This window comes from Telluria mixta, from assembly GCF_029223865.1.
In the GTDB taxonomy this organism is placed as follows: Bacteria; Pseudomonadota; Gammaproteobacteria; order Burkholderiales; family Burkholderiaceae_D; genus Telluria; species Telluria mixta.
Map to the genome: position 1 here is coordinate 6,226,969 of NZ_CP119520.1, position 25,533 is coordinate 6,252,501.

The following is a 25,533-nucleotide window of genomic DNA, read 5'->3' on the forward strand; positions in this document are numbered from 1 at the left end:
AGGGGGGCGTCGTCGGCCGGCGTCACATCACCTCCCCGCCGGCCACCGCGATGGCCTGGCCATTCATCGCCGCCGCACCGGGCATGCACAGCCACGCGACGGCGTGCGCCACTTCGTCCGGCTGCAGGAGCCGCCCCTGCGGGTTGGCGGCCGCCAGTTCCGCGCGCGCCTGGTCTGCGGTACGCCCCGTCTTGCGCACGATGTTGGCGACGGCGTCCGCGACAATGTCCGTGTCGGTAAAGCCCGGGCACACGGCATTCACGGTGACGCCTTTGTTCGCCACTTCCAGCGCCAGCGCGCGCGTGAGGCCGACGAGGCCGTGCTTTGCCGCACAGTACGCGGCCACGTAGCGGTAGCCCGTGAGGCCGGCCGTCGACGCGACGTTGACGACGCGGCCCCAGCCCGCATCCAGCATGCCCGGCAGTGCGGCGTGGATGCAGTGGTAGGCGCCGGTCAGGTTCACGTCCAGCATGCGCTGCCACAGCGCGGCGTCCGTGCGGCCGAACGGCGCCGACGCGGCCTGGCCCGCGTTGTTGACGAGGATGTCCACGGCGCCCGCACGCGCGAACGCGGCCGCCACGCCCTCCGCATCCGTCACGTCCACCGCCTGCCAGGCCGTGTCGCCGCCCAGTTCCGCGGCTGCCGCCTCCAGCGCGCGGGCATCGCGCGCCATCAACGTGATCCGCGCACCTTGCGCCATCAACGCATGCGCGATCGCGAGGCCGATGCCCCGGCTGGCGCCCGTCACCACGGCGTGTTTTCCTTGTAACGTCTCCATCAACCCTCCAGCAGCCGCGCCGCCACCTGCTGCGGCGTCAGGCCCGTGTTCGCGGCCGCCAGCTGGCGTTCGCGTTCCAGATTGCGTTCCAGCTGCGCCTTCCCGGCCAGATACTGCTTCGGCCACGCGACCGCCGTGACGCCGATCTTCGCCGCCTCCGCCAGGGTCCACGCGGGATTGGCCAAGTGCGGCCGGCCCACCGCGCACAGGTCCGCGCGCCCGGCGGCGATTATGCTGTTGGCGTGGTCCGCTTCGTAGATGGCCCCGACGGCGATCGTCGGGATCCCGGCCTCGTTGCGGATGCGGTCCGCGAACGGCGTCTGGTACATGCGGCCGAAGACCGGCCGCTCCTCCTTGCTGACCTGGCCCGACGAGCAATCGATCATGTCGGCGCCCGCGTCCTTGAACAGGCGTGCGATGTGCACGGCGTCGGCCGGCGTGATGCCGCCCTCGACCCAGTCATGGGCCGAGATCCGCACGCTCATCGGCTTCCCGGCCGGCCACACGGCGCGCATCGCGCGGAACACGCGCAGCGGATAGCGGCAACGGTTTTCCAGGCTGCCGCCGTAGTCGTCCGTCCGCCGGTTCGTCAGCGGCGACATGAACGACGACAGCAGATACCCGTGCGCGCAATGCAGTTCGAGCCAGTCGAATCCGGCCGCGTCGGCCGCCAACGTGGCACGCACGAAATCGGCCTCGACGCGCGCGAGATCGGCTTCCGTCGCGGCACGCGCCACCTGCGAGATGCCTGGCAGGTACTGCTGCTCCGACGCCGCGATCAATGGCCAGTTGTGGTCGGGGAGCGGCTGGTCGATGCCGTCCCACATCGGGCGCGTCGACCCTTTCGCCCCGGCGTGGCCCAGCTGGATGCCGATACGCGCATCGGTCTGCCCATGCACGAAGTCGACGATGCGCTTCCACGCGGCCGTGTGCGCCGGCGCGTACATGCCCGGGCAGGCCGGCGTGATGCGCGCGTCGGCGGAGATGCACGTCATCTCGGCCATCACGAGTGCCGCCCCGCCCAGCGCCCGCGCGCCCAGGTGCACGAGGTGATAATCGCCGGGCACGCCGTCGACGGCCGAATACTGCGCCATCGGCGAGACGACGATGCGGTTCTTCAGGAAGACGTCGCGCACGCGCAGCGGCGTGAACATCGGCGGCACATGCGAGTTCTCCGGCAGGTGGACGCCCCACTGCGCGCCCGCCTGCGCACACGCGCGGCGCGCGAACCAGTCCTCGAAATGCGCGACATAGCCGGGGTCGCGCAGGCGCAGGTTCTCGTGCGAGATGCGCTGGCTGCGCGTGAGCATCGAGTACGCGAACTGCTCCGCATCCAGCGCGCCGTAGCGCTCCACGTTCTCGAACCACTCCATCGAGTTGCGCGCGGCCGACTGGATCTTCAACACTTCGACCGAGCGGCTCGCCTGGTACGCATCCAGCGCCGCGCGCACGTCGCTGCCGTGTTCCCGCACGCAGCGCGCCAGTTCGATCGCGTCTTCCAGCGCCAGCTTGGTGCCGGAACCGATCGAAAAGTGCGCCGTGTGCGCGGCATCGCCCATCAGCACGACGGGAACGTCGCCGTTCCAGTGCACCCAGCGCTCGCAGACGATGCGGGGGAAGGCGATCCAGATGGCGGCCCCGCGCAGGTGACTCGCGTTCGACAGCAGCGGGTGCCCGTCCAGGTGCTCGGCGAACAGCCGCTCGCAGAAGGCGATGCCCTCCTCCTGCGGCATATCCGCCAGGCCCGCCTTGCGCCAGACGTCTTCCGGCGTCTCGACGATGAACGTGGACGTGTCGCCGTCGAACTGGTAGATGTGGGCCTGGAACCAGCCGAACGGGGTCTCCTTGAACACGAACGTGAACGCATCGAATTTCTTTTTCGTCCCGAGCCACACGAAGCGGCACCGGCGCGTCTCGACGAACGGCTGGAACGCGGCCGCATGGCGCGCCCGGGTGCGGCTGTTGATGCCATCGGCCGCGACGACGAGGTCGGCCCCGTAGCGCGCGGCGACGGTCTGGTCGTCCTGCACGTCGGTCTCGAACACGAGCTCCACGCCCAGTTCCTCGCAGCGCTGCTGCAGGATGTTCAGCAGCCGCTTGCGGCCGATGCCGCAGAACCCGTGGCCGCCGGACGTGATGCGCTCGCCCTTGAAGAACACGTCGATGTCGTCCCAGTGGTTGAACGCGTGCAGGATGCTGCGCGCCGTCGGCTCGTCGGCCGCGACGAGGTTGCCGAGGGTCTGGTCGGAGAACACGACGCCCCACCCGAACGTATCGTACGGGCGGTTGCGTTCCACGACGACGATGCGGTGTGCCGGGTCCTGCTTCTTCATCAGCAGGGCGAAGTACAAGCCGGCGGGCCCGCCGCCGATGCAGACGATGTTCATGATTGTCGCAGTTTGTAGCGCTGCAGCTTGCCCGTCTCCGTGCGCGGCAGCTTATCGGTGAAGCGCACGGCGCGCGGGTATTTATAGGGCGCGATCTGCGCCTTGACGAAGTCCTGCAACAGGCGCGCCGTCGCTTCCGTCTGTTTGAAGCCGGGCTTGAGCACGACGTGCGCCTCCACGATCTGGCCGCGCTCCTCGTCGGCCCGGCCCACGACCCCGCACTCGGCGACGGCCGGATGCCGCAACAGCACGTCTTCCACTTCGGCCCCGGCGATGTTGTAGCCGGCCGAGATGATCATGTCGTCCGTGCGCGAGCGGTAATGGAAATAGCCGTCGGCGTCCATCTCATAGCTGTCGCCGGTCAGGTTCCAGCCGTTCAGCACATAGTCGCGCTGGCGTTCGTCGGCCAGGTAGCGGCAGCCCGTCGGCCCTTTGACGGCGAGCCGTCCGATCACGCCGGGGCCGACCGGTTCGCCGTCGTCGTCGAGCACGCAGGCGCGGTAGCCGGGGACGGGCTTGCCGGTCGCGCCTGGCCGGATGTCGGTGCCGCTCGCCGAAATGAAGATGTGCAGCAGTTCCGTCGCGCCGATGCCGTCGATCATGTCGATGCCGGTGGCCGCCTTCCACGCTTCACGCGTCGCCAGCGGCAGCGCCTCGCCGGCGGACACGCATTTCTGCAGCGAGCGCAGGTCGTAGCGCGGCACCAGGGGCGTCATCTGGCGGTAGAACGTGGGCGCCGTGAAGCAGACCGTGGCTTTGAACCGCTCGATCGCCGCCAGCAGACCTTCCGGCGCCAGTTTTTCGAGCAGGACGCCCGCCGCACCGACGCGCATGGGAAACAGCAGCAGCCCGCCCAGTCCGAAGGTAAAAGCCAGCGGCGGCGTGCCGATGAAGATGTCGTCCGCGTGCGCGCCCAGCGTATGCGGCGGGAAGCAGTCGCAGATCGCCAGGATGTCGCGGTGGAAGTGCATCGTGCCCTTCGGCACGCCGGTCGTGCCTGACGTGAAGCTGATGAGGCAGACGTCGGCGGCGGCCGTGTCGACGGGCCCGAACCGCGCATCGTGGCGGGCCATGAGCGCTTCCAGGCCGTCCGGGTCCTGGAAGTACACGACGGGCGGATGATCCGCCACCTGTTCGAGTTCGTCCGCGAGCGGCCGGGCACACAGCACGGCGTTCACCCGCGCCTTGTCGAGGATGATGCCCAGCTCGCGCGCCCGCAGCAGGGGCATCGTCGGCACGGCGACGAGGCCGGCCTTGAACACGGCGAGGATCGCGGCCGCCATCATCGGGCAGTTGGCGCCGCGCAGCAGCACGCGATTGCCGGGGACGAGGCCCAGGTCCGTGCGCAGCACGTGGGCGATGCGGTCGACTTGCTGCATGAGTTCGGCATAGGTCCAGGTGACCTTGTCGCCCAGGATGGCGGTGCGGCCGCCGCGTCCGGCGTCGACGTGGCGGTCCAGCAGTTCCGTCACGCAATTCAGCCGCGCAGGATACCGGAGCGCGGGCAGGTCGAACACGAGGTCCGGCCACAGGTCGGCGGGCGGGAGGTGGTCCCGCGCGAACGTGTCGACGTGGGCCGAAGGACTTGATTCTGCAGCGGACAAGCTCGTCATGAAGCGCCCCCGGAGAAAAGATCGGTCTGGAACCGGGAGATACTTTAAGCCTAAAGTATCTGGGCGTGCAAGCCGGGTTGCATAGACAACTCCGAGAACATGGCGTCAAACGCAAAAAGGCCAGCTGGAAGCTGGCCTTTTTGACTGAATCCTGGTGGGCGGTGCAAGTTTCGAACTTGCGACCCCAGCAGTGTGAATGCTGTGCTCTACCCCTGAGCTAACCGCCCTACTTTTTACTGCTTTGCTGCGATTGCGTCGCTGCAATGACGAGCATTATAGGGGGAGTTTTGCGTTTTGTCACCCCTGCGGAGAATATTTTCTCCAAACACATTCTCCCTTCACGCCTTTGTCGAGTGCGGCCAGGACATTCTCGTGCTCAGCGAGCTCGTCGGCTGCAGCAGGCAGCACGAGGATCTCGCCCAGCGGACCGGCTTCCAGCACGATGCCGCCACCACTCGCCTCGACCTCGACATCCATCGACAACGTGTTCTGGCCACGCGTCATTGCCAGGTAGACGTCGGCCAGCAGCTCCGAGTCCAGCAGTGCGCCGTGCAGCTTGCGGTGCGCGTTCGAGATGCCGTAGCGGTCGCACAGCGCGTCCAGCGAGTTGCGCTTGCCCGGGTGCAGTTCCTTTGCGTGCACGAGGGTGTCGATGACGCCCGAGCAGTGTTCGATGAAAGGCGGCAGGCCCATGCGCTCGAACTCGTGGTTCAGGAACGCCAGGTCGAACGGCGCGTTGTGGATGATGATCTCGGCGCCCTGCACGAATTCGCGCAGTTCGTGGGCGATCTCGTGGAATTTCGGCTTATCGCTGAGGAACTCGGTCGTCAGGCCGTGGACCGCCAGTGCCGCTTCGTCCGAGTCGCGCTCGGGATTGATGTAGCGGTGGAAGTTGTTGCCGGTCAGCTTGCGGTTGAAGATCTCGACGCAGCCGACCTCGATGATGCGGTCGCCGGTGCGCGGATTCAGGCCTGTGGTTTCGGTATCGAGGACGATTTGGCGCATGCGCGTGTTGACTCAAAAAGCGTTGGAAAGAACCACTCAGTATAACAAAAATGAGCAAAATCAGCGCTTTACCGATGCGGCGCCCATGTTCGCCAGGGCGTCCGCGCGCTCGTTGCCAGGATGCCCGTTATGGCCGCGCACCCAGCGCCATTCGACGGCGTGCTGCTGCTGGGCGGCGTCCAGCGCCTTCCACAGATCGTCGTTCTTGACAGGTTCCTTCGTCGACGTCTTCCAGCCGCGCGCCTTCCAGCCGTGGATCCATTCCGAGATCCCCTTCTGGACATACTGGCTGTCGGTGTGCAGGACGACCTGGCACGGGCGGTTGAGGACAGTGAGCGCCTCGATCACGGCGCGCAGTTCCATGCGGTTGTTGGTGGTGTTCGGCTCGCCGCCGAAGATTTCCTTTTCGTGGCCGCCATCGGCCACGAGCAGCGCGCCCCAGCCGCCGGTGCCCGGGTTTCCCTTGCAGGCGCCGTCGGTATAAATCTCAACTTTGGTCATGCTGCGCTTTCTTCCTTTTGCTTTAACTTACTTGTGATGTTCGTTGCGGTTCGTGGCCGGCACCGCCTGCGGCGCCTTGCCGGGCTTCTTGTTCCAGGCCGGGCCGATGATGTGCATGCCCTTCACGCGCTTGATCGCGTGGACGATGTACACCGCGCCGAGATACGGCCACCAGCGCCGCCCCGCCCCCTCGACGAAGGCGAAGCGGTTGAGCCATTGCGCGGTCCGGAACGGCGGCGCGTAGCAGCCGAAATGGCTGCGCGTCACGCCGAGATTCAACAATTTTAACCAGTCTTTCAGGCGGGGCATAGAGATGAACTCCCCCGCCGCCGGCAGGTAGTCGCTGCTCGTGATGCGCCCCATCCCCTGGCGCACGCCCCACAGGCTGGCCGGGTTGAAGCCGCAGATGATCACCTGCCCTTCCGGGATCAGCACGCGCTCGACTTCGCGCAGCACCTGGTGCGGCTCGGCCGCGAACTCGAGCACGTGCGGCAGCACGACGAGGTCCAGGCTTTGCGATGCGAACGGCAGGTCGGCGAAGTCCAGCGCCACCGCGATCTGCTTGCCGGTGGCGGCATAAATCAGTTCGTCGGCCGTCGACGTGCGCGTCGCGGCCTGCCATTTATTCGGCATGCGGTTGGCGGCCAGCGCATCGATCTGCGGCACCCCGATCTGGATCGCGTTGAAGCCGAAAATATCGACGGTCAACTCGTCCAGGCACGCCTGTTCCCAGGCGCGCACGTACGCGCCCGCCGGCGACTGCAGCCAGTGGTCGAGCGCTATAATGGATTTTTCGGATGCCGCGCTGTCCATGCCCAACCTTTATCGATACCCATATGATTCCTGTGCCCACTGAACTCGCAGTGCTGACCGTGCCGGCCTTCAAGGATAACTATCTCTGGATTATCCATGACGGCGCGCATGCGGCAGTGGTCGACCCGGGCGACGCCGAACCGATCCTCGCGGCCCTGCAGGCCAACGGCCTGACCCTGACCGCCATTCTACTCACCCATCACCATGCTGACCACATTGGCGGCGTGACGCGCTTGCTCGAACACAGCAACGTGCCCGTCTACGGTCCGCGCAACGACGGCATCGCCGTCGTCAACCACCCGGTGGGCGAAGGGGATCGCGTCCAGGTGCCGGGCCTCGCACTCGAACTGGCGGTGCTGGACGTCCCCGGCCACACGAAGGGTCACATCGCCTACGTGCGCAAGGACACCGGTGCGCACTGGCTGTTTTGCGGCGACACCCTGTTCGGCGGCGGTTGCGGCCGCCTGTTCGAAGGAACGCCGGCGCAGATGATGGCCTCGCTCGCGAAGCTGGCCGCCCTTCCCGACGATACGCTGGTCTATTGTGCCCACGAATATACGCTGTCGAACCTGCGCTTTGCGGAAGCGCTGGAACCGGGCAACCGCGCGCTGCAGCTGCGCATCGCCCACGACAGCCAGCTGCGCGGCACGCACCTGCCCACGATCCCGTCGACGATCGCCATCGAAAAGGCGACGAACCCGTTCCTGCGCACACGCGAGCCCGCCATCATCGGCAGCCTGACGGCGGCCGGACGCCTTGCGCCGGGTGCGGACCCGGTCACGGTATTCGCGGCGCTGCGCGAGTGGAAGAACGTGTTTTGAGCGTGTGATGACGCCTGCGCTGCCGCGCGGCGGTGTGACGACGCAACCGCCAGTCGATGGCGGTTGCGTGAGAGGGAGGATTAGATTTCTTCGTACAGCGGCAGGGTCAGGAACTCGGCGAAGTCTTCCGACGTCGACATCTGTTCGAAGATCTGCGCGGCGCGCTCATAGGTCGGGCTGTCGCCGTTCGGGGCGGCCGCCTTCGCGTTGGCCAGCTCCTCCGGGATCATGGCACGGACCATCTCGGCCGTGACCTTGCGGCCGTCATCCAGCACGCCCTTCGGCGAGCGGATCCACTGCCACACCTGCGAACGGCTGATCTCGGCGGTGGCCGCGTCTTCCATCAGGTTGTGGATCGGCACGCAGCCGTTACCGGCCAGCCAGGCGCCCAGGTAGTGGATGCCCACGTTGATGTTGTAGCGCAGGCCCGCTTCCGTGATCGGCGCTTCCGGGCGGAAGTCCAGCAGGTCCTTGGCCGTCACGTCGACGTCCGGACGCTGCTTGTCGATCTGGTTCGGGCGGTCGCCCAGCACCTTCTTGAACTCGGTCATGGCCAGCTCGACGAGGCCCGGGTGCGCGACCCAGCCGCCGTCGTAGCCGTCGGTCGCGTCGCGTGCCTTGTCGTTGCGCACGCCGCCCATCGCGACTTCGTTCTTTTCCGGATCGTTCTTGATCGGGATCAGTGCCGCCATGCCGCCGATCGCGGGTGCGTTACGCTTGTGGCAGGTCTTCAGCAGCAACAGCGCGTAGGCGCGCATGAACGGCGCCGTCATGGTGACCTTCGGACGGTCGGCCAGGCAGAAGTCCTTGTCCAGCTTGAACTTCTTGATGCACGAGAAGATGTAGTCCCAGCGGCCCGCGTTCAGGCCGGCGCTGTGCTCGCGCAGTTCGTACAGGATCTCGTCCATTTCGAACGCGGCGACGATCGTCTCGATCAGCACGGTCGCCTTGATGGTGCCCTGCGGCAGGCCCAGTTCATTCTGGGTCATGACGAAGATGTCGTTCCACAGGCGGGCTTCCAGGTGCGATTCCATCTTCGGCAGATAGAAGTACGGACCGGCGCCGCGGGCCAGTTGTTCTTTTGCGTTGTGGAACATGAACAGGGCGAAGTCGAAGATGCCGCCCGAGACGCGCTTGCCGTCGACGAGGACGTGCTTCTCGTCCAGGTGCCAGCCGCGCGGACGGACGACCAGCGTCGCGACCTTGTCGTTCAGCTTGTACTGCTTGCCGTTCTGTTCCAGCGAGATCGTTTTACGCACCGCGTCGCGCATATTGATCTGGCCGGTGATCTGGTTGTCCCAGTTCGGGGTGTTCGAATCCTCGAAGTCGGTCATGTAGCTGTCCGCGCCCGAGTTCAGCGCGTTGATGACCATCTTGCGCTCGACCGGGCCGGTGATCTCCACGCGGCGGCATTCCAGTGCCTTCGGGATCGGGGCGATTTTCCAGTCGCCGTTGCGGATGTGGGCCGTCTCGGGCAGGAAGTCCGGGCGCTCGCCGGCGTCCAGGCGTTTCGCGCGCTCGACGCGGGCGGCGAGCAGCTGCTGGCGGCGCGGTTCGAATTCGCGGCTCAGTTTCGCTACCAGCGCGAGCGCTTCCGGCGTCAGGATCTGTTCGTAGCCGGGCTTGATCTCGGCCCGGATTTCCATTCCGGCTGGGGTGGCGATGGTCATTGCATTCTCCTGTTCTAGTATGAAATTCGGTCTACGCCGCGGTTCTTGGCACAAGCCGGCTTGGCGTTTGATATTGCTTCCAGTATATTCACTATTACTCGCCTAAACGAGACAAAAAATATATTCATTTATGCTTTTTTGTCACAAGTGACGAACAGAATCGAGGCATTCCTTTGGACCATTTCCGTCAAATATCTACCTTCGTTGAAGTCATTGCCCGCGGCAGCCTGTCCGCGGCCGCGCGCGCGGAGGGCATCGCGCCGGCCATGATCGGGCGGCGCCTGGACGCGCTCGAGACGCGGCTGGGCGTGAAGCTCTTACAGCGTACCACGCGCAAGCTGGCGCTGACGGACGAAGGGGCCGCGTTCCTTGAGGATTGCCAGCGGATTCTTGCAGAGCTGGAAGAGGCGGAAGCGGCGGTATCGGAACGGAGCGCGCGCGCCACGGGACACCTCGTCGTGTCCGCCCCGGCCGGGTTCGGCCGGCAGCACGTGGCCCCGCTCGTCCCCTCGTTCCTGGCCGAGCACCGTGAAGTGAGCGTGAACCTGAACCTGTCGGACCGCGTCGTCGACGTCATCGGCGAAGGCGTCGACATCGCGATCCGTATCGCGAGCCTGACGGACTCGAACCTCGTCGGCGTGAAGCTCGCGGACAATCACCGCGTCGTCGTGGCGACGCCGGGCTATCTAAAACGCTACGGGACGCCGCAAACGCTCGACGACCTCGGCAAACACAATTGTCTGGCGATCAGCAGTCAGGGCAGCCAGCGGGGCTGGACGTTCCGTGACCACGGCAAGATCGTGACGATAAAGGTGAGCGGCAATATGGTGTGCAACGACGGGGCCGTACTGCACGACTGGGCGATGGCCGGGCGCGGCCTGGCATGGCGGTCGATGTGGGAAGTGAATTCGGAGATCGAAGCGGGCCTGCTGGTGCCCGTGCTCGAGCAGTTCGCCGCGCCCGGCAACGATATCTATGCCGTATTCGCGCAACGCCGACACCTGCCGCTGCGGATCCGCGTATTCGTCGATTTCCTGCGCCACGCGTATTCTCAGCCGGATTACTGGCGCAAAGGCGGATGACCCGGCATGAACCGGCTGGGCAAAAAAAAATCCTCGGAAACTCCGAGGATTTTTTGTCATCAATTCAGCAGATTACAGCGGCTGAATGTTCGATGCTTGTTTGCCTTTCGGACCGGAGGTCACGTCGAACGAGACGCGTTGGTTCTCCTGCAGGGACTTGAAGCCCTGGCTCTGAATCGCCGAGAAGTGCGCGAACAGATCTTCGCCGCCTTCGTCCGGGGTGATGAACCCGAAGCCTTTGGAGTCATTGAACCATTTTACGATGCCAGTTGCCATTACAATTTCCTATTTCAGTTGAAGTGGACCGAAGTCCGTTTACGATCGTTTGAAGAAGCAAGAAACAAATGACAGACTAACTGCACTGCAACCGCGAATCCAACGATCCCTAATTATACCGAATAAACCCACATGTACACGGTTTTCGCAAAATAAAACCGGGATCCGTAACGATTCCTGAAGCCAACCTTTTTACGGATCCCATTTGCGTCGGCAGTACGCAAAATATAGGGCATGGAAGCGGATAAAGTTTGTCCTAAATCAAACGATTTCGGGACAGGTGCTTTGTCGTAGCGCTATACGCCAGACTCGTCGTTCGGATAAGCCGCCTTCGGGTCGACGCTCCCCCACGCAATGAACACGTCCAGCTCGGACAGCCACGCCTCCCACTCTTCCGGGGCGACGGCGTCGAACGTCGTCAACACGCGCAGGCGCTGTTCCAGCATGCGCGCCTGCTGCCCGAGGATACGGAAACCGAACGTGGCGGACGAGCCCGCCAACGTGTGCAGCACCGCATGCATTTGTTCGACCAGCGCCGCGGGCGGCCGTTTCGGGTCGAAGGCGTGGCGTGCGGCCGACAGGCGCCCGAGCGTCTGCGGCAGGCTCGCCGCGAATTTATCGTTCAGCTCCGCAAGGCGCGCGAAGAACTCGGCATCCGCGGTCGTGCTCATTTCGTACCACTCATTTCGTACCAAATATACGGTCGCCGGCATCGCCCAGGCCCGGCACGATGTAAGCGTGGTCGTTCAGGTTGCTGTCGAGCGAGGCCACATACAGCTTCACGTCGGGATGGGCCTTGTGGAACACTTCCACGCCTTCCGGTGCCGCGACGAGGGCCAGGAAGATAATCTGGTCGTCCGTCACGCCGCGCTTCTTCAGCACGTCGACGGCGTACACGGCCGAATTGCCCGTCGCGACCATCGGATCGCACAGGATGAACGTACGCTCCGTCGTGTCCGGCAGGCGCACGAGGTATTCGACGGGCAGGTGCGTGTCCGGGTCGCGGAACACACCGATATGGCCGACCCTCGCCGACGGCACCAGTTCCAGCAGGCCGTCGCTCATGCCGACGCCGGCACGCAGGATCGGCACGATGGCCAGTTTCTTGCCCGCGATGACGGGCGCGGCTATCGTCATCAGCGGCGTGTCGATCTGGCGCGTCGTCAGCGGCAGGTCGCGCGTGATCTCGTAACCCATCAGCAAGGTAATCTCCCGCAGCAGTTCGCGGAACGTGCGCGTGGACGTGCCGCGGTCGCGCATGTGCGACAGCTTATGCTGGATCAGGGGATGGTTCAGGATGAACAGGTTCGGGAAGCGCGGATCTTGTTTCATTGTTGAATTCAATACGGTGGCCGACACTTGTGGCAGCGGCGTGGTTATTCGTGAATGGCGTGCATTATCCCAGTTTGTTCCGTCCTTTGTCGAAGTTTTATCGAAGCTCATTCGACCAGGGCGCGGGCGAGGATGGCGCCACAGTCGACCCCACCCGGCAGCCGGCCGAATGCGCCGCCCGCGTCCACGGCAATGCGGGACGCGACGAACGCATCGGCGACGCATGCCGGCGCATGGCGCAGCAGCAGGCCCGCCTGCACGGCCACGACCAGGTGCTCCGCCAGGCGGCGCGCGCCGAATTCGTCGGCCGCAAGCGTGGCCAGGCCGTCCAGCAGGCGAGCGCAATACGCGTCGAAACGGCTGTCGCGGCCGTACGCCAGCGCCAGTTCCGCCGCCAGCGCGTCGCGGGTTTCCGGCCCCCTGGAAAAGGCACGCAACACGTCCAGGCACATCACGTTGCCGGATCCTTCCCAGATCGAATTGACGGGGAATTCGCGGTACAGGCGCGCCAGCGGACCGTCTTCGACGTAGCCGTTGCCGCCCATCACTTCCATCGCCTCCGCGCCGAACGCCGGGCCACGCTTGCACAGCCAGTACTTGCCGGCCGGCGTCAGGATGCGGCCCAGCAGCGCCTCGCGCGGGTCGACGGCGCCATCGGGCCCCGGGTCGAAGCAGCGCGCCAGGCGCAGGGCGAACGCGGTCGCCGCTTCCGATTCCAGCGCCAGGTCGGCCAGCACGTTCTGCATCAGGGGTTGCTCGGCCAGGTGCCGGCCGAACGCGCTGCGCGCGCGCGCATGGTGCAGTGCGTGGCACAGCGCGGCGCGCATGATGCCGGCCGACCCCAGCACGCAATCGAGGCGCGTGTGGCTGCCCATTTCGAGGATGGTCGGAATGCCCCGCCCTTCCTTGCCGATCATCCAGCCGACGGCGTCGCAGAATTCCACCTCGGACGACGCGTTCGATTTATTGCCCACCTTGTTCTTCAGGCGCTGGACGCGGATGGCGTTGCGCGTCCCGTCGGGCAGGAAGCGCGGTACGAAGAAGCACGAGAGTCCGGGCGACGCTTCGCCGGCGCTGCCGCCTTCATCTGCCTGCGCCAGCACGAGATGCGCGTCCGACTGCGGGACCGAGAAAAACCATTTGTGGCCGACGAGGCTCCACGCGTCGCGCCAGTCGGCGCCGAAACGTGACTCCGCCACGGACGCGTTCATGCGCATCGCCCGCGTCGTGTTGGCGCGCACGTCGGTGCCGCCCTGCTTTTCCGTCATCCCCATGCCGATCAGGGCACCCTGCTTCTGCTCGACCGGCAGCGAGCGCGGGTCGTAGGTGCGCGAAAGAACCTTCGGCAGCCAGTGCGCCGCGATGCCCGGATGCTGGCGCAGCGCCGGGACGGACGCGTACGTCATCGTCACGGGACATTGCGAGCCGTTCTCGACCTGGCCGAACAGCAGGTAGGCGGCCGCGCGCGCGACCTGGGCGCCGGGCTGCGGCGCTTCCCACGGCAGCGAGTGCGCGCCGTTCCCGATCAGCAGGCGCATCAGTTCGTGCCAGGCGGGGTGGAACTCGATTTCGTCCACACGGTGGCCGCCGCGGTCGAAGTTGACGAGGCGCGGCGGGAATTCGTTGGCCAGCCGGCCCAGGTCGAGCACGCCGGCCGCGCCCAGCGCCTCACCCAGCCGCCCGAGTTCGTCCTCCGCCCAGCCCGCGCCTTCGCGCACCAGCCCTTCGCGCAGGGCCGGATCGCAGGCGAACAGGTTGACGTCACCGAACGGTGACGCCTGGTTGAAAACCTCGTGGGTATCGAATCGGTTCATGGCGTCTCCTCCGGATCGGCTGAGTTGTTGCAACTGAGCATCATATTATGAGCGTGAAAGTTTCTACTTTGCACTGTATCGGCGACAATAACCCTTCCACCCAATGCGCAGGTTATCGGATAGGCAACAAGGCTAGCGTAAAGCCCTGTGCCGGGCAAGCGCGACCCATCCCGATCCTGTCACTGCGGCGTATCAAGCAGCGCCGGAAAGTGGCGGGGCATTGTGCTTTTTAGTGCCCCTTGGAATCTTTCGGTGATACATTGCTTGTTGATTTGGTACACTCCAGCATTAAGGCAGTTCCTGCCAAGATTTGAAAGCAGATATTTCGACAATGCGCGCCAGTTCACCCGCAGCACCGAACGATCCGCGCCATGCGGCCCCGGCAGTGAGCCCGGACGGCTACATGGAGGCGGTGGGCGACGTCGCGTTCCGTCTCGACCCTTCCGGCCTGATCCACCATGCGAGCCAGCGTGCCCAGCGCGCGTTCGGCACGCAGGTGCTGGCCGGCACCGTATTGACGACGCTCGCGGTCGACGTGGACCAGGCCGCCCTGCGCAATGCCCTCGTCGATGCCGGCACCGCCAGCGACCCGGTGCTCGTCGAAGTGCGGCTGCGCTGCGCCGGCAAGGACGTCTGGTTCGAATTGCGCATCGGCCTGCTCCCCGGCAGCCATGAATTGCTGGCCGTCGGCCGCGACATGTCGGTCCAGCGCGCCACCGAACAGCGCCTGCGCCACATGGCCACGCACGACGCGCTGACGGAACTCCCGAACCGCCTGCTGCTGTCGGACCGGATCCGCATGGTGATCGCCAACGCGCGCCGCTCGGGCCAGGGCTTCTGCGTCGCCACGATCGGCCTGGACGGCTTCAAGAAGGTCAACGACGGCCTCGGCCACCCGGTCGGCGACGCCGTGCTGCGCCAGGCGTCAAGCCGCCTGCGCAAGACCTTGCGCGACAGCGACACACTGGCCCGCGTCGGCGGCGACGAGTTCGTCGCCGTCCTGCCGGGCACGTTCACGCCGGACCAGATCAAGCTCGTGAGCGGCCGCCTGCTGGCCGCGCTGCAATCGGCGTTCGAGGTCGACGGGCATACCGTGTACCTGGGTGCGTCCGTGGGCGTGTCGATCTACCCGGACCACGCCGAGGACGAGATCCGCCTGATCGCGCTGGCCGACGCCGCCATGGGCCGCGCCAAGGAAACGGGCAAGGGCCGCGCCGTCGTCTACAGCGTGCGCGAGAACGGCCCGCCGCAGCACGACATCTCGCTCGAAGCCGCCATGTTCCAGGCCGTGCGCGAAGGCGAGTTCCTGCTGTACTACCAGCCGATCGTGTCCAGCCGCACGCGCCAGATCGAAGGCTTCGAGACGCTGATGCGCTGGAAGCATCCGACCCTGGGCATGGTCCCGCCGGTGCGCTTCATCCCCATCGCCGAGACCAACGGCCTCATCAACCTGCTCGGTGCCTGGGCGTTGAAGGCGGCGCTGGTGCAGTTGCGCCAGTTCGAGGAAGTGGCCAAGCGCGACCTGTACATCTCGGTCAACATCAGCCCGCGCCAGTTCCGCAACGACCGCTTCCTCAGCGTGCTGGACGACGCCCTCGCCTTTTCCGGCGCACCCGGCGACAAGCTCGTGCTCGAGATCACGGAAGGCACGCTGATGGTCGACCCGGCGCACGCCGAGGCGATCCTCGGCAAGATGGCCGAACGCAACGCGCGCATCGCGATCGACGACTTCGGCACCGGCTATTCGAGCCTCGCCTACCTGAAGCGGTTCCCGATCTCGGTGCTCAAGATCGACCGCGCCTTCATCAAGGATTTGCCCGCCTCGACCAAGGACGCGGCGATCTGCAACGCCGTGCTCGACCTCGCCAAGCACCTCGACCTGTCGGTCGTGGCCGAAGGCGTCGAGACCGAAGAACAACTCGCCTACGTCGAGTCGCGCGGATGCGACTACGTACAAGGCTACCTGACCGGGAAGCCGATGCCGGCCCACGTAGCCATGGCCGCGCTCAAGGAAAACCTGTACACGGAACTGCTGCCGGACGAATTACGGGCGGGCCTCACATGAACCAGACTGCTACCATCGAACGATCGCCGAAAGCCGACGCCACCCTCGCCCTGTTGTGGGAGCGGATCCGCCGGCGCGGCGACATGCCCGGCTTCACCAAGGCCATCAACGCCATCCTCTCCTCCATGCGTGGCGAGGACGAGCGCGACTTTTCCATGACCCAGACCGTGCTGTCCGACCCCGTGCTCACCCAGAAGGTGCTGCGCCTGGCGAACAGCGGCATGTACTCGGCCTTCGGCCAGCGCATCAATACCGTCTCCAAGGCCATCCTCGTGCTGGGCACGGAAGCCATCGGCCACCTGGCGCTGGGTCTGAAACTGATCGAGGAACTGTCCAAGTCCACGCCGGACTCGCTGCAGGCCCACATCGAAATGGAAAAGGCCGTGCTGGCCGGGATGGTGGCGCACCAGGTCGCGGCCGAAGCGGCCACGCGCGATCCGGAAGAAGCCGTCGTGTGCTCGATCCTGCACTCGCTGGGCCGGATGATGGTCACGTTCTACCTGCCGGAACACTGGACCTTGATGCAGCAGGCGGCCGGCGCCGGCGCCATCGATCCCATCGCCATCGCGCAACTGGGCCTGTCGCTCGAACAGATCGGCCGCGCCACGGCCGAACACTGGGGCCTGCCGCGCAACCTGATCGCCGGCATGCGCCGCGTGGAACCGGGCGAGCGCGCCGCCGACTTCGGCCACGACGACTGGCTCGCCGCCGTCGGCACGATGTCGTCCCAGTGTGCCGAGAGCCTGTGGCACGGCGACGAAGCGGGCGCCGAACAGGTCAAGGTGCTGGCGGCCGGCTTCGCGCCGCTGATCGGCATCGAACCGGACAACATCGTCGGCGCCATCGAAAAGGCGAAGGTCGAAGCGGCCGCGGACCTGTCGATCGCGCCGCTCGCGAATCCGCCGGAAAAACGCGCCCGCGCCGCCGCCGTCACGCGCATGCGCGAGGCCGGCAACAAGATCCTGCTGAACGGCGTGGCCGACATGCGCGACGCCGCTGCCCAGGCCACGCCGGGCCAGATGGTGTCGATGGCGATCGAAACGGCCTACCACGGCCTGTCGTTCACGCGCGCGTTCGGCTTCCTGCGCAACCGCCGCGACGGCCGCTATACGGCAAAGATCGGCCTCGGCGACAACGCCAAGACGCTCGTGCCGCAGCTCGCGTTCGACGATGCGTACGAGCCGAACGTATTCTTCGCGGCCCTCGGCAGCGACCGCGTGATCTTCATCGAGAACGCGCGCGACCCGAAATTCTCGAGCAAGCTCCCGGGCTGGTGGAAAGGCTCGCTGTCGGAGGCGCGCTGCTTCGTGATCATCCCGCTGTGCACGCGCGGCGAGCCGGTCGGCTTCATCTACGGCGACTGGGACGACCGCTTCCCGTCCGTCTACCTGAGCCAGACGGAGTTCTCGCTGCTGAACGAATTGCGTTCGCTCGTCGTGAAGAGCGTCGAGCGGCGGCAGCCGGTGGAAGCGGTGGCGAGCCGGGCCTGATCCGGACCGGCCAACAAAAAAGGCGCCTTGCGGCGCCTTTTTTTATCACGTACCGGTTCAGCGCAGGCGCGGCGTATCCACGTGCACGTCGCCGCACTGGGCGCGATTCATCAGCGCGTGATCGATCAGCACAAGCGCCAGCATCGCTTCCGCGATCGGCGTCGCGCGGATGCCCACGCACGGGTCGTGGCGGCCGAACGTCTCGACGGTGACCGGGTTGCCCTGCTTGTCGATCGAGCGGCGCGGCGTGCGGATCGACGACGTCGGCTTGATGGCGATGGACACGGTGATGTCCTGGCCCGTCGAAATCCCGCCCAGCACACCGCCCGCGTTGTTGCCCACGAAGCCCTGTGGCGTCAGTTCGTCGCCATGTTCCGACCCCTTCTGCGCGACCGAGTCGAAACCGGCGCCGATCTCCACGCCTTTCACCGCATTGATGCCCATCATGGCGTAGGCGATGTCGGCGTCGAGCTTGTCGTAGATCGGCTGGCCCAGGCCCACCGGGACATTCTTCGCCACCACGTCGATGCGGGCGCCGATGGAATCGCCGGCGCGGCGCAGGTCGTCCATCGCCGTCTCCATGCGCGCAATCAGGTCGGCGTCGGACGTCGCGGCGAAGAACGGGTTGTCGTGCACGTGCTTGAAGTCCTCGAACGGCACGGGAATGTCGCCCAGCTGGCTCATGCAGCCCATGAATTCGGTACCGTACTTCTCGCGCAACCACTTCTTGGCGATGGCGCCGGCGCCGACAACGGGCGCCGTCAGGCGCGCCGACGAGCGGCCGCCGCCGCGCGGGTCGCGCACGCCGTATTTGTGCCAGTACGTGTAGTCCGCGTGGCCGGGACGGAACATCTCGACGATGTTGCCGTAATCCTTGCTGCGCTGGTCCGTGTTCTCGATCAGCAGCGCGATCGGCGTGCCCGTCGTCACACCTTCGTAGACGCCGGACAGGATCTTCACCTGGTCGGCTTCCTGCCGCTGCGTCACGTGGCGCGACGTGCCCGGCTTGCGGCGGTCCAGCTCCGGCTGGATGTCGGCTTCGGACAACGCCAGTCCCGGCGGACAGCCATCGATCACGCAGCCGATTGCGGGACCGTGCGACTCGCCGAAAGTGGTTACGGAAAACAGCTTGCCAAATGTGTTGCCGGACATGGAATCTCGTTGGGTTGTGCGAATGGAATGAAAGATTTTACCAGCATGGACAAGTGGGCGGTGAAATGGCTGGTTGCATCAATAAAAATGTTTCCACGTGGAATTTTCTTACCTGACTTGATACCATTCCAGATATACTGGTACGCAACCATCGAGCTTAACCTGGAGACGCAGCAATGCCCGTATCGAACACGCCCCCGGGCGCCGCACAGGACGATGACCTGGTGTTCGCAGACGAGACGCCGGCAGACGCGGCTGTGAAAGACGGCGCGGCGTGGCGCGTGCTGATCGTCGACGACGATGCCGACGTCCATTCGACGACGACCTTCGCGCTCGGTACGCTCGACATGCACGGACGGCCGCTGGAATTCCTGCATGCCTACTCCGCCGCCGAGGCCATCGACGTGCTGGCACGCGAGCGCGACATTGCCGTCATCCTGCTCGACGTGGTGATGGAACAGGCCGACGCCGGCCTGCACCTCGTGCGCCACGTGCGCGACACGCTCGGCCGCCACGACGTACGCATCATCCTGCGCACGGGCCAGCCCGGCTATGCGCCCGAGATGGACGCGATCCGCGGCTACGACATCAACGACTACCGCACCAAGTCCGAACTCACCCGCACGAAGCTCTACACGAGTGTCGCCGCGGCCATCCGCGCCTACCAGCAGATCCACGCATTGGAAGACAGCCGCACCGGCCTCGCCGAAGTCGTGCGCGCGAACACGGAATTGATGGCCCTGCATACGGTCGGCGAGATGACCCTCGGCATCCTGCGCGAAGTGGCCGCCCTCGCCGGCCAGCCGGCAGACGGCCTGCTGTGCGCCTGTCCGCCGGGCCTCGATGCCGTCGGCTGGCAGGTGCTGGCCAGTTGCGGGCCCAGCGCGGACCTCGCGCACGACGGCATGCTCGCGACGGGCGGCCAGGGCCCGGCCGGCGCCATCGCCCGCGCGCTGGCCGAGGGCCGCAACCTGTACGAACCGGACCACCTGGCCCTGTATTTCAGCGGCAAGGCGCATCGCCATTTCGCCGCCTGGCTGAAGTTGAAGAGTCCGCTGGACGCCCTGCGCCGCGGCCTCATCGACGTCTTCACGAGCAGCATCGCCGTCGGGCTCGACAACGTCGCGCTGATGACCGCCCTGCACCGCGCCGCCTTTTACGATGGGCTCACGAGCCTGCCGAACCGGACGCGCCTCGTCGAGCTCATCGACGACAGCCTGCAGGCGCGTGTCGACACCACCTTGTGCCTCGTCGACATCGACCAGTTCGCGGAAACGAACGACGCCCTCGGCCACCAGTTCGGCGACGCGTTGCTCGTCGCGGTGGCGCAGCGCCTGCGCACGCGCCTGGATGCCCAGGTGGTGCTTGCACGCATCGGCGGCGACATCTTCTGCCTGCTGGGCGAGGCCGGCCTGATCGACCCGGCCGCCGTGCAGGACCTGTTCGCGGCGCCGTTCTCGATCGAAGGCCAGGACGTGCAGGTGTCGGCGACGCTGGGTCTCGTGCGCCTGCTGGAACACGACGGCACGGCGGCCGATGCGCTGAAGGATGCCGACATCGCGCTGAAGCGCGCGAAGAGCCAGCGGCGCGGCGGCCACTTTTACTTTTCGCGCGGCATGGGCGTCGAGATCCGCGAGCGGGTGCGCCTGATGCACGCGCTGCGCGGCGGCTTCGCACGCGGCGAACTGTTCCTCGCCTACCAGCCGCAGGTCGAACTCGCCGCGCGCCGCGCGTTCGGCGCCGAGGCGCTGCTGCGCTGGCGTACGGAAGACGGCCGCTTCGTCCCGCCCGACCGTTTCATTCCGATCGCGGAATACTCGGGCCTGATCATCGACATCGGCGCGTGGGTGCTGCGCGAAGCGTGCGCGGAACTCGTGCGCGTGCGCGCGGCGGGCCACCTCGACTTCACGATGTCGATCAACGTGTCGCAGGTCCAGTTCCGCCACCCGCATTTCATCGACATGCTGCGCCAGGCGCTGGCGGACACCGGCGCGCCGCCGGAACGTGTCGAACTGGAGATCACGGAATCGATGGCGATGGAAGAGCCGGACCTGCTGATCGAGCGCCTCGCCGAGATCAAACGCACGGGCGTGTCGATCGCCATCGACGATTTCGGCACGGGTTTCTCGTCGCTCTCCTACCTGCAGCGGCTGTGCGTGGACCGACTCAAGATCGACCGCGCGTTCGTCACCGAAATCACGGACGCGGCACGGGGCAGCAGCATCGCCGAGATGGTCATCGAGCTGGGCCGCAACCTGGGCCTGTCGATCATCGCCGAGGGTGTGGAAGACGAGGTACAGGCCCAGATCCTGCAGGCGCTCGGCTGCCCGCTCGCGCAGGGCTACCTGTTCGCGCGCCCGCTCGCACCCGAGGCACTCATCGAGTGGCTGGGCAGCGACGCGCTGACGCGCGCCGCGTGACCCCGCTTATCAATCCTCGGCCATCTGCTCCGCGGGCCAGTCGCGGATATAGGCCTTGAGCATGCGGTTCTCGAAGCTCTGCGCCTCGAGCACGGCCCTCGCGACGTCGTAGAACGAGATCACGCCCAGCAGGGTGCGCGCGTTCATGACGGGCAGGTAGCGCGCGTGCTTTTCCAGCATGATGCGGCGCACTTCGTTGACTTCGGTGTCCGGAGTGACGGTGATCGGGCTGTCGTCCATGTGCTTGCGCACGGTGCCCGCGGGTTCGAGCGAACCGCCATGCGCGTGCAAGGCCTTGATGACCTCGCGGAAGGTCAGCATGCCGACCAGATCGCCGTATTCCATCACGACGAGCGAACCGATGTCGCGCTCGGCCATCGTGGCGGCGGCGTTCGCCAGGTCGGTGTCCGGCGACACCGTGTACAGGATGTCGCCCTTGACCTGCAGGATTTCCGATACCTTCATTTGGACCCCCTTGATTGGAGATGCGTGCTGCGTTGTGTATTTCATAAATTTGACTCTAGCCTAAGCTCCCCAAAAAATCCACCTTTTTGCCTTGCAACCGTGCACTCTGCACCATCTTGATGATTAAATGTAACGGTTAGCGCTATCGGATGCTAGCATGCGCCGTCTTCGTTTTCAGGAATAGCACGCCATGAGCGCTCCCAGGTACCCCGGCTTCACCACGCTGGCGCTGCACGTCGCGGCCGGCGCCCCGATGTCCGACCCGGCCGTTGCCACGCTCGAGGAACGCGGCACCGCCCTGGAAGGCGGTGTCGCGGGCATCGCGACGGCCAGCGGCCAGGCCGCACTGCACCTCGCGCTGGCCACGCTGGCGGGCAGCGGCCACCACGTCGTCGCCGCGGACAACCTGCATGCCGACGCGCGCGCCCTCCTCGCGCACGGCCTGCGTCGCTTCGGCGTGGAGGCCACCTTCGTCGACCCGCGCGATCCCGGCGCCTGGCGTGCCGCGATCCGGCCCGTGACGCGGGTGCTGCTGGGCGCGGCGCTCGGGCTGGATGGCACCGTCCTCGACATCCCGCGCGTGGCCGCCGTCGCGCACGACCATGAGCTGCCGCTGCTCGTCGACGCGACGCTCGCCACGCCCCGCCTGCTGTCCGCCTTCGACCACGGGGCCGACCTCGTGATCCACGATGCCGGCTTCCTCGCGGGACAGGCCGGCGCGCCGGGCGGCCTGCTCGTCGACGGCGGCACGTTCGACTGGCACGCCGCCCATGCGCGCACGGGCCACTACGCCGGACTGTGCGAACCGAACCCCGCCTGCGGCGGCCGCGTGTTCGCCGAGGAATCGACGGTCGGCGCCTTCGCTCTGTGCGCCCGCCACGTGGGCCTGCGCGACTTCGGGACCGCGCTGGGCGCGCACGATGCGGCCGTGATCCTGCGCGGACTCGAGACGCTGGGCATGCGCATGGACCGCCACGTCGCCGGCGCGCGCAGGGTCGCGGACACGCTCGCCGGCCACCCGGCCGTCTCGAACGTCGTGTATCCGGAACACGACCTGCTGCCGCGCGGCTGCGGCGCCGTCGTCCCGTTCACCTTGCAGGGCGGCCCGGCCGCGGCCGGCCGCTTCCTCGCTGCGCTGAAATTGTTCGGCCGGGCGGATGCCATCGGCGGTCCCCGCTCGTTCGCCGCGGACGCCGGCGCGGGCACCGTGCGCCTGTACGTGGGCCTGGAAGACCCGGACGACCTGCTCGACGACATGGCCCGCGCCCTGAAACTGGCGCAGAAAGGAGCCTGACATGCTGCTCGACGTGAACGGCAAGACCGCCTACGCCTACACGGCCGGCAGCGCCCCTGCGCGCTCCGCCATCGTGTTGATCCACGGTGCCCAGAACGACCATTCCGTGTGGACGGCCCAGGCGCGCGCCCTCGCGCACCAGGGCCATCACGTGCTGGCCGTCGACCTGCCCGGCCACGGCCGCAGCGCCGGCCCCGCGCTGGCGGCGGTGGAAGACATGGCCGCCTGGCTGCTGGACCTTCTCGATGCGGCCGGCATCGGCAGCGCCGTGCTGGCCGGCCACAGCATGGGGTCGCTGGTCGCCCTCGAAGCCGCGTCCCGGGCGCCCGGCCGCGTGCGCGCGCTGGCCCTCGTCGGCAGCACGTGGCCGATGAAGGTGTCCGATGCGCTGCTGGAGACGGCACGCACGGACGAGGCTGCTGCCATCGACATGGTCAACCTGTGGTCGCACGCGGCCATCGCGCCGGCCGCGCCGAGCCGGCCGCAAGGCGTTTGGCTGGCGGGCGCATCGCGCCGGCTGATGCAGCGGCTGTCGCAGCAGAACCCGGATCAGCTGTTCCACACCGACTTCGTGGCGTGCAATACGTACGCGAGCGGCGGCGTGGCCGCCCAGGCCATCGCCTGCCCGACCTTGTTCGTGCAGGGCCGGCGCGACGTCATGACGCCGCCCCGCTCGGCGCAGGCGCTCGTGGCCGCGATCCCGCATGCGCGCGTCGTCGCGCTCGATTGCGGGCATGCGCTGATGACGGAACAGCCCGATGGGGTGAACGCCGCGCTGGCGGACTTCGTGCGCGGCCTGGATTGATCTACACTGGACAGGAAGGAAAAAGAAGGCAAAAGGAGACCAGCATGGCCGCCGTCCGCTACGACAGCTTCGCGCAGTTCTATCCCTGGTACCTGACCCAGCACGAGAACCGGATGTGCCGGCGCGCCCATTTCCTCGGCACGTCGTCGGCCATCGCGGGCGTCGCACAATACATCGACAGCCTGAATCCCTGGTGGCTCGTCGTCGCCGTCGTGACGGGCTACGGCGGCGCCTGGATCGGGCACTTCTTTTTCGAGAAGAACCGTCCGGCCACGTTCGGCTACCCGTGGTATTCGTTCCGCGCGGACTGGGTGATGTACTGGCAGATGCTGACGGGCAAGCTCAGCTGGTAGCCTTTTCGAAATGCTCGGCGAGCGTCTCGTCCAGCCCTCGCTCGACGGACGCTTCGACCTGGCGCGCGAGCGCGGCCGTGTCCAGCGCCAGCGGCGATTGCGCGCCGTCCACGGGCGGCCCGGCCTCGCTGCCGATGCCGCCGAACACGAACAGCCGGTAGACGTCCGCCAGCCTGACGAGGCGCGGATCGACCAGCAACACCCAGCAATCGGTTCCGGCCCGCGCCCCTTTGCCCCACCGCAGGGGCACCTGCTCCTCGACATGCACGCGGCCGACCCAGCCCGCCGCCACCATCCGCTCCAGCAGTTCCGACATCTCGTCGTAGCCGATGCGCGTGCACGTGCGGATCTGGGCGCTCGACACCATCGCGGTCCCCGTCAGCCGCGCCCCGCGATGCAGCACCTTCAGCACGGCCATCGCGTCGACAAAGGCGCCGCCCGGCACCGGTTCGTACCACCAGCGCTCATACTTGACGATCGGCAGCGCGGCCGTCAGCAGCGCGCCCACCAGCGTGATCATCCACGACAGGTACATCCAGACGAGGAACAACGGCAACGCGGCCAGCGCGCCGTAGATGATGGCATAGGTCGGAAACTGGCGGATGAAGATGGCGAACACGCGTTTCGCCACCTCGAACGCGATGGCGGCGACGAGGCCGCCCCACATGGCGTCGCGCCAGTCGACGTCGCGGTTCGGCACCGTCATGTACAGCAGCACGTAGGCGCCCGTCGTCAGCGCAACGGACACGACTGTATAAAACACGGCACCCAGGAACGGCACGAGGCTCATCAGGCCGTTGGTGGCGGAAAACAGTTGCGACGTGAGCGTCAGCGACAGGCCGAACGCGAGGGGGCCCAGCGTGACCAGCGCCCAGTACACGAGCACCCGCTGCACGAGGGGCCGCGGACGGCGCACCTTCCAGATCTGGTTGAACGCCCGCTCGATGGTGCTGATCATGGCCACGGACGTGATCACGAGGGCGATACCGCCGACGGCCGACAGCCCCGTCGCCTTGCTGGCGAACTGCGTCAGGTTCGACGTGATGGTGTTCGCGATCGCCTTCGGCATCAGCATCTGGACGAAATAATTGTCCAGCGCGGTGCGCAGCTTGCCGAACATCGGGAACGTGGTGAAGATGGCCAGCACGATCGTCAGCAGCGGGACGATGGCCAGGGTGGTCGTGAACGTGAGGCTGCCCGCCACCTGCGGCAGCTTTTCCTCGGTGAGGCGGCGGCGCGCGAAGCGCACGAGGTCGCGCGCCTCGTTCCACGTCAGTCCGCGCACCCGGTCGACGCCCGTATTGATCATCTCGGTCGTGCTGCGGGAAAGATTGGTGACGGTCTTGGAAAGCATCGAAAAAGCGCCGATGGCGAGCGTGTCATCTTGTAAAGCGCCC

The 25,533-nt window shown here is 66.4% G+C and carries 22 protein-coding genes and 1 tRNA gene; 8 read left to right on the forward strand and 15 right to left on the reverse strand.

Annotation, left to right across the window (positions count from 1 at the left end; translation table 11 throughout):
• Positions 1-22 precede the first annotated feature (22 nt).
• The 7 genes from P0M04_RS27435 to P0M04_RS27465 all read right to left on the reverse strand — a co-directional run bounded on the left by P0M04_RS27435 (position 23) and on the right by P0M04_RS27465 (position 7,097).
• Entirely contained in the window at positions 23-778 is a 756-nt protein-coding gene (locus P0M04_RS27435; RefSeq protein ID WP_259451177.1) for an SDR family NAD(P)-dependent oxidoreductase, read from the reverse strand.
• On the reverse strand, positions 778-3,165 hold the full coding sequence (locus P0M04_RS27440) for a bifunctional salicylyl-CoA 5-hydroxylase/oxidoreductase (RefSeq protein ID WP_259451176.1): 2,388 nt from the start codon (positions 3,163-3,165) through the stop codon (positions 778-780). The genes P0M04_RS27435 and P0M04_RS27440 overlap by 1 nt, the downstream gene beginning before the upstream one ends.
• A complete protein-coding gene (locus tag P0M04_RS27445; protein ID WP_259451175.1) occupies positions 3,162-4,778 on the reverse strand; it encodes an AMP-binding protein in 1,617 nt (538 codons plus the stop codon). The genes P0M04_RS27440 and P0M04_RS27445 overlap by 4 nt, the downstream gene beginning before the upstream one ends.
• 152 nt (positions 4,779-4,930) lie before the next feature.
• Positions 4,931-5,005 (reverse strand) — tRNA-Val (locus P0M04_RS27450).
• A 70-nt stretch (positions 5,006-5,075) separates the two neighbouring features.
• On the reverse strand, positions 5,076-5,783 hold the full coding sequence (gene dnaQ, locus P0M04_RS27455) for a DNA polymerase III subunit epsilon (RefSeq protein ID WP_258852107.1): 708 nt from the start codon (positions 5,781-5,783) through the stop codon (positions 5,076-5,078).
• Positions 5,784-5,843: 60 nt separating this feature from the next.
• Positions 5,844-6,284: a ribonuclease HI gene (gene rnhA, locus P0M04_RS27460; protein WP_259451174.1), complete on the reverse strand. Its 441-nt coding sequence runs from the start codon at positions 6,282-6,284 to the stop codon at positions 5,844-5,846.
• A gap of 27 nt (positions 6,285-6,311) precedes the next feature.
• On the reverse strand, positions 6,312-7,097 hold the full coding sequence (locus P0M04_RS27465) for a class I SAM-dependent methyltransferase (protein ID WP_259451173.1): 786 nt from the start codon (positions 7,095-7,097) through the stop codon (positions 6,312-6,314).
• 23 nt (positions 7,098-7,120) lie between these two features.
• Between P0M04_RS27465 and gloB the strand changes: the two genes are divergently transcribed.
• Positions 7,121-7,918: a hydroxyacylglutathione hydrolase gene (gene gloB / locus P0M04_RS27470; RefSeq protein ID WP_259451172.1), complete on the forward strand. Its 798-nt coding sequence runs from the start codon at positions 7,121-7,123 to the stop codon at positions 7,916-7,918.
• Positions 7,919-7,998: 80 nt separating this feature from the next.
• Here gloB and aceB read toward each other — a convergent pair whose 3' ends face one another.
• Entirely contained in the window at positions 7,999-9,588 is a 1,590-nt protein-coding gene (gene aceB, locus P0M04_RS27475) for a malate synthase A (RefSeq protein WP_259451171.1), read from the reverse strand.
• Between the two features lie 173 nt (positions 9,589-9,761).
• On the opposite strand from aceB, the gene P0M04_RS27480 reads away from it, so the two are divergent.
• Positions 9,762-10,670, forward strand: a complete 909-nt coding sequence (locus tag P0M04_RS27480) for a LysR family transcriptional regulator (RefSeq protein WP_259451170.1) — start codon at positions 9,762-9,764, stop codon at positions 10,668-10,670.
• A gap of 72 nt (positions 10,671-10,742) precedes the next feature.
• On the opposite strand, the gene P0M04_RS27485 is transcribed toward P0M04_RS27480, so the two are convergent.
• From P0M04_RS27485 to P0M04_RS27500, 4 genes are all read right to left on the reverse strand, one after another.
• Positions 10,743-10,946: a cold-shock protein gene (locus P0M04_RS27485; protein WP_036166698.1), complete on the reverse strand. Its 204-nt coding sequence runs from the start codon at positions 10,944-10,946 to the stop codon at positions 10,743-10,745.
• A gap of 296 nt (positions 10,947-11,242) precedes the next feature.
• Entirely contained in the window at positions 11,243-11,617 is a 375-nt protein-coding gene (locus tag P0M04_RS27490) for an Hpt domain-containing protein (RefSeq protein ID WP_259451169.1), read from the reverse strand.
• A 10-nt stretch (positions 11,618-11,627) separates the two neighbouring features.
• Positions 11,628-12,278, reverse strand: coding sequence for a uracil phosphoribosyltransferase (gene upp, locus P0M04_RS27495; protein ID WP_259451168.1), 651 nt, complete (start codon positions 12,276-12,278; stop codon positions 11,628-11,630).
• Between the two features lie 107 nt (positions 12,279-12,385).
• Complete coding sequence (locus P0M04_RS27500; protein WP_259451167.1) at positions 12,386-14,092, reverse strand: isovaleryl-CoA dehydrogenase; 1,707 nt, start codon at positions 14,090-14,092, stop codon at positions 12,386-12,388.
• Positions 14,093-14,423: 331 nt separating this feature from the next.
• Between P0M04_RS27500 and P0M04_RS27505 the strand changes: the two genes are divergently transcribed.
• Both P0M04_RS27505 and P0M04_RS27510 read left to right on the forward strand, forming a co-directional pair.
• Positions 14,424-16,157, forward strand: coding sequence for a putative bifunctional diguanylate cyclase/phosphodiesterase (locus tag P0M04_RS27505; protein WP_371877356.1), 1,734 nt, complete (start codon positions 14,424-14,426; stop codon positions 16,155-16,157).
• Positions 16,154-17,647: an HDOD domain-containing protein gene (locus tag P0M04_RS27510; protein WP_259451166.1), complete on the forward strand. Its 1,494-nt coding sequence runs from the start codon at positions 16,154-16,156 to the stop codon at positions 17,645-17,647. The genes P0M04_RS27505 and P0M04_RS27510 overlap by 4 nt, the downstream gene beginning before the upstream one ends.
• Positions 17,648-17,704: 57 nt before the next feature.
• Here the strand turns inward: P0M04_RS27510 and aroC are convergent, their stop codons facing one another.
• Positions 17,705-18,799, reverse strand: a complete 1,095-nt coding sequence (gene aroC / locus P0M04_RS27515) for a chorismate synthase (protein ID WP_259451165.1) — start codon at positions 18,797-18,799, stop codon at positions 17,705-17,707.
• Between the two features lie 176 nt (positions 18,800-18,975).
• On the opposite strand from aroC, the gene P0M04_RS27520 reads away from it, so the two are divergent.
• Positions 18,976-21,219 (forward strand): GGDEF/EAL domain-containing response regulator, encoded by a 2,244-nt coding sequence (locus P0M04_RS27520; protein WP_259451164.1) that lies wholly within the window; start codon positions 18,976-18,978, stop codon positions 21,217-21,219.
• 9 nt (positions 21,220-21,228) lie between these two features.
• Here P0M04_RS27520 and P0M04_RS27525 read toward each other — a convergent pair whose 3' ends face one another.
• Positions 21,229-21,684, reverse strand: coding sequence for a CBS domain-containing protein (locus P0M04_RS27525; protein WP_259451163.1), 456 nt, complete (start codon positions 21,682-21,684; stop codon positions 21,229-21,231).
• A 190-nt stretch (positions 21,685-21,874) separates the two neighbouring features.
• On the opposite strand from P0M04_RS27525, the gene P0M04_RS27530 reads away from it, so the two are divergent.
• From P0M04_RS27530 to P0M04_RS27540, 3 genes are read left to right on the forward strand one after another with little or no spacing between them, the layout of a single operon-like run.
• Positions 21,875-22,978 (forward strand): PLP-dependent transferase, encoded by a 1,104-nt coding sequence (locus P0M04_RS27530; RefSeq protein WP_259451162.1) that lies wholly within the window; start codon positions 21,875-21,877, stop codon positions 22,976-22,978.
• 1 nt (position 22,979) lies between these two features.
• Positions 22,980-23,783, forward strand: coding sequence for an alpha/beta fold hydrolase (locus P0M04_RS27535; protein ID WP_259451161.1), 804 nt, complete (start codon positions 22,980-22,982; stop codon positions 23,781-23,783).
• 44 nt (positions 23,784-23,827) lie between these two features.
• Complete coding sequence (locus tag P0M04_RS27540) at positions 23,828-24,136, forward strand: Mpo1-like protein (protein ID WP_259451160.1); 309 nt, start codon at positions 23,828-23,830, stop codon at positions 24,134-24,136.
• On the opposite strand, the gene P0M04_RS27545 is transcribed toward P0M04_RS27540, so the two are convergent.
• Complete coding sequence (locus P0M04_RS27545) at positions 24,126-25,490, reverse strand: YihY family inner membrane protein (protein WP_259451159.1); 1,365 nt, start codon at positions 25,488-25,490, stop codon at positions 24,126-24,128. The two genes, P0M04_RS27540 and P0M04_RS27545, sit on opposite strands and share 11 nt — an antisense overlap.
• Positions 25,491-25,533 lie beyond the last annotated feature (43 nt).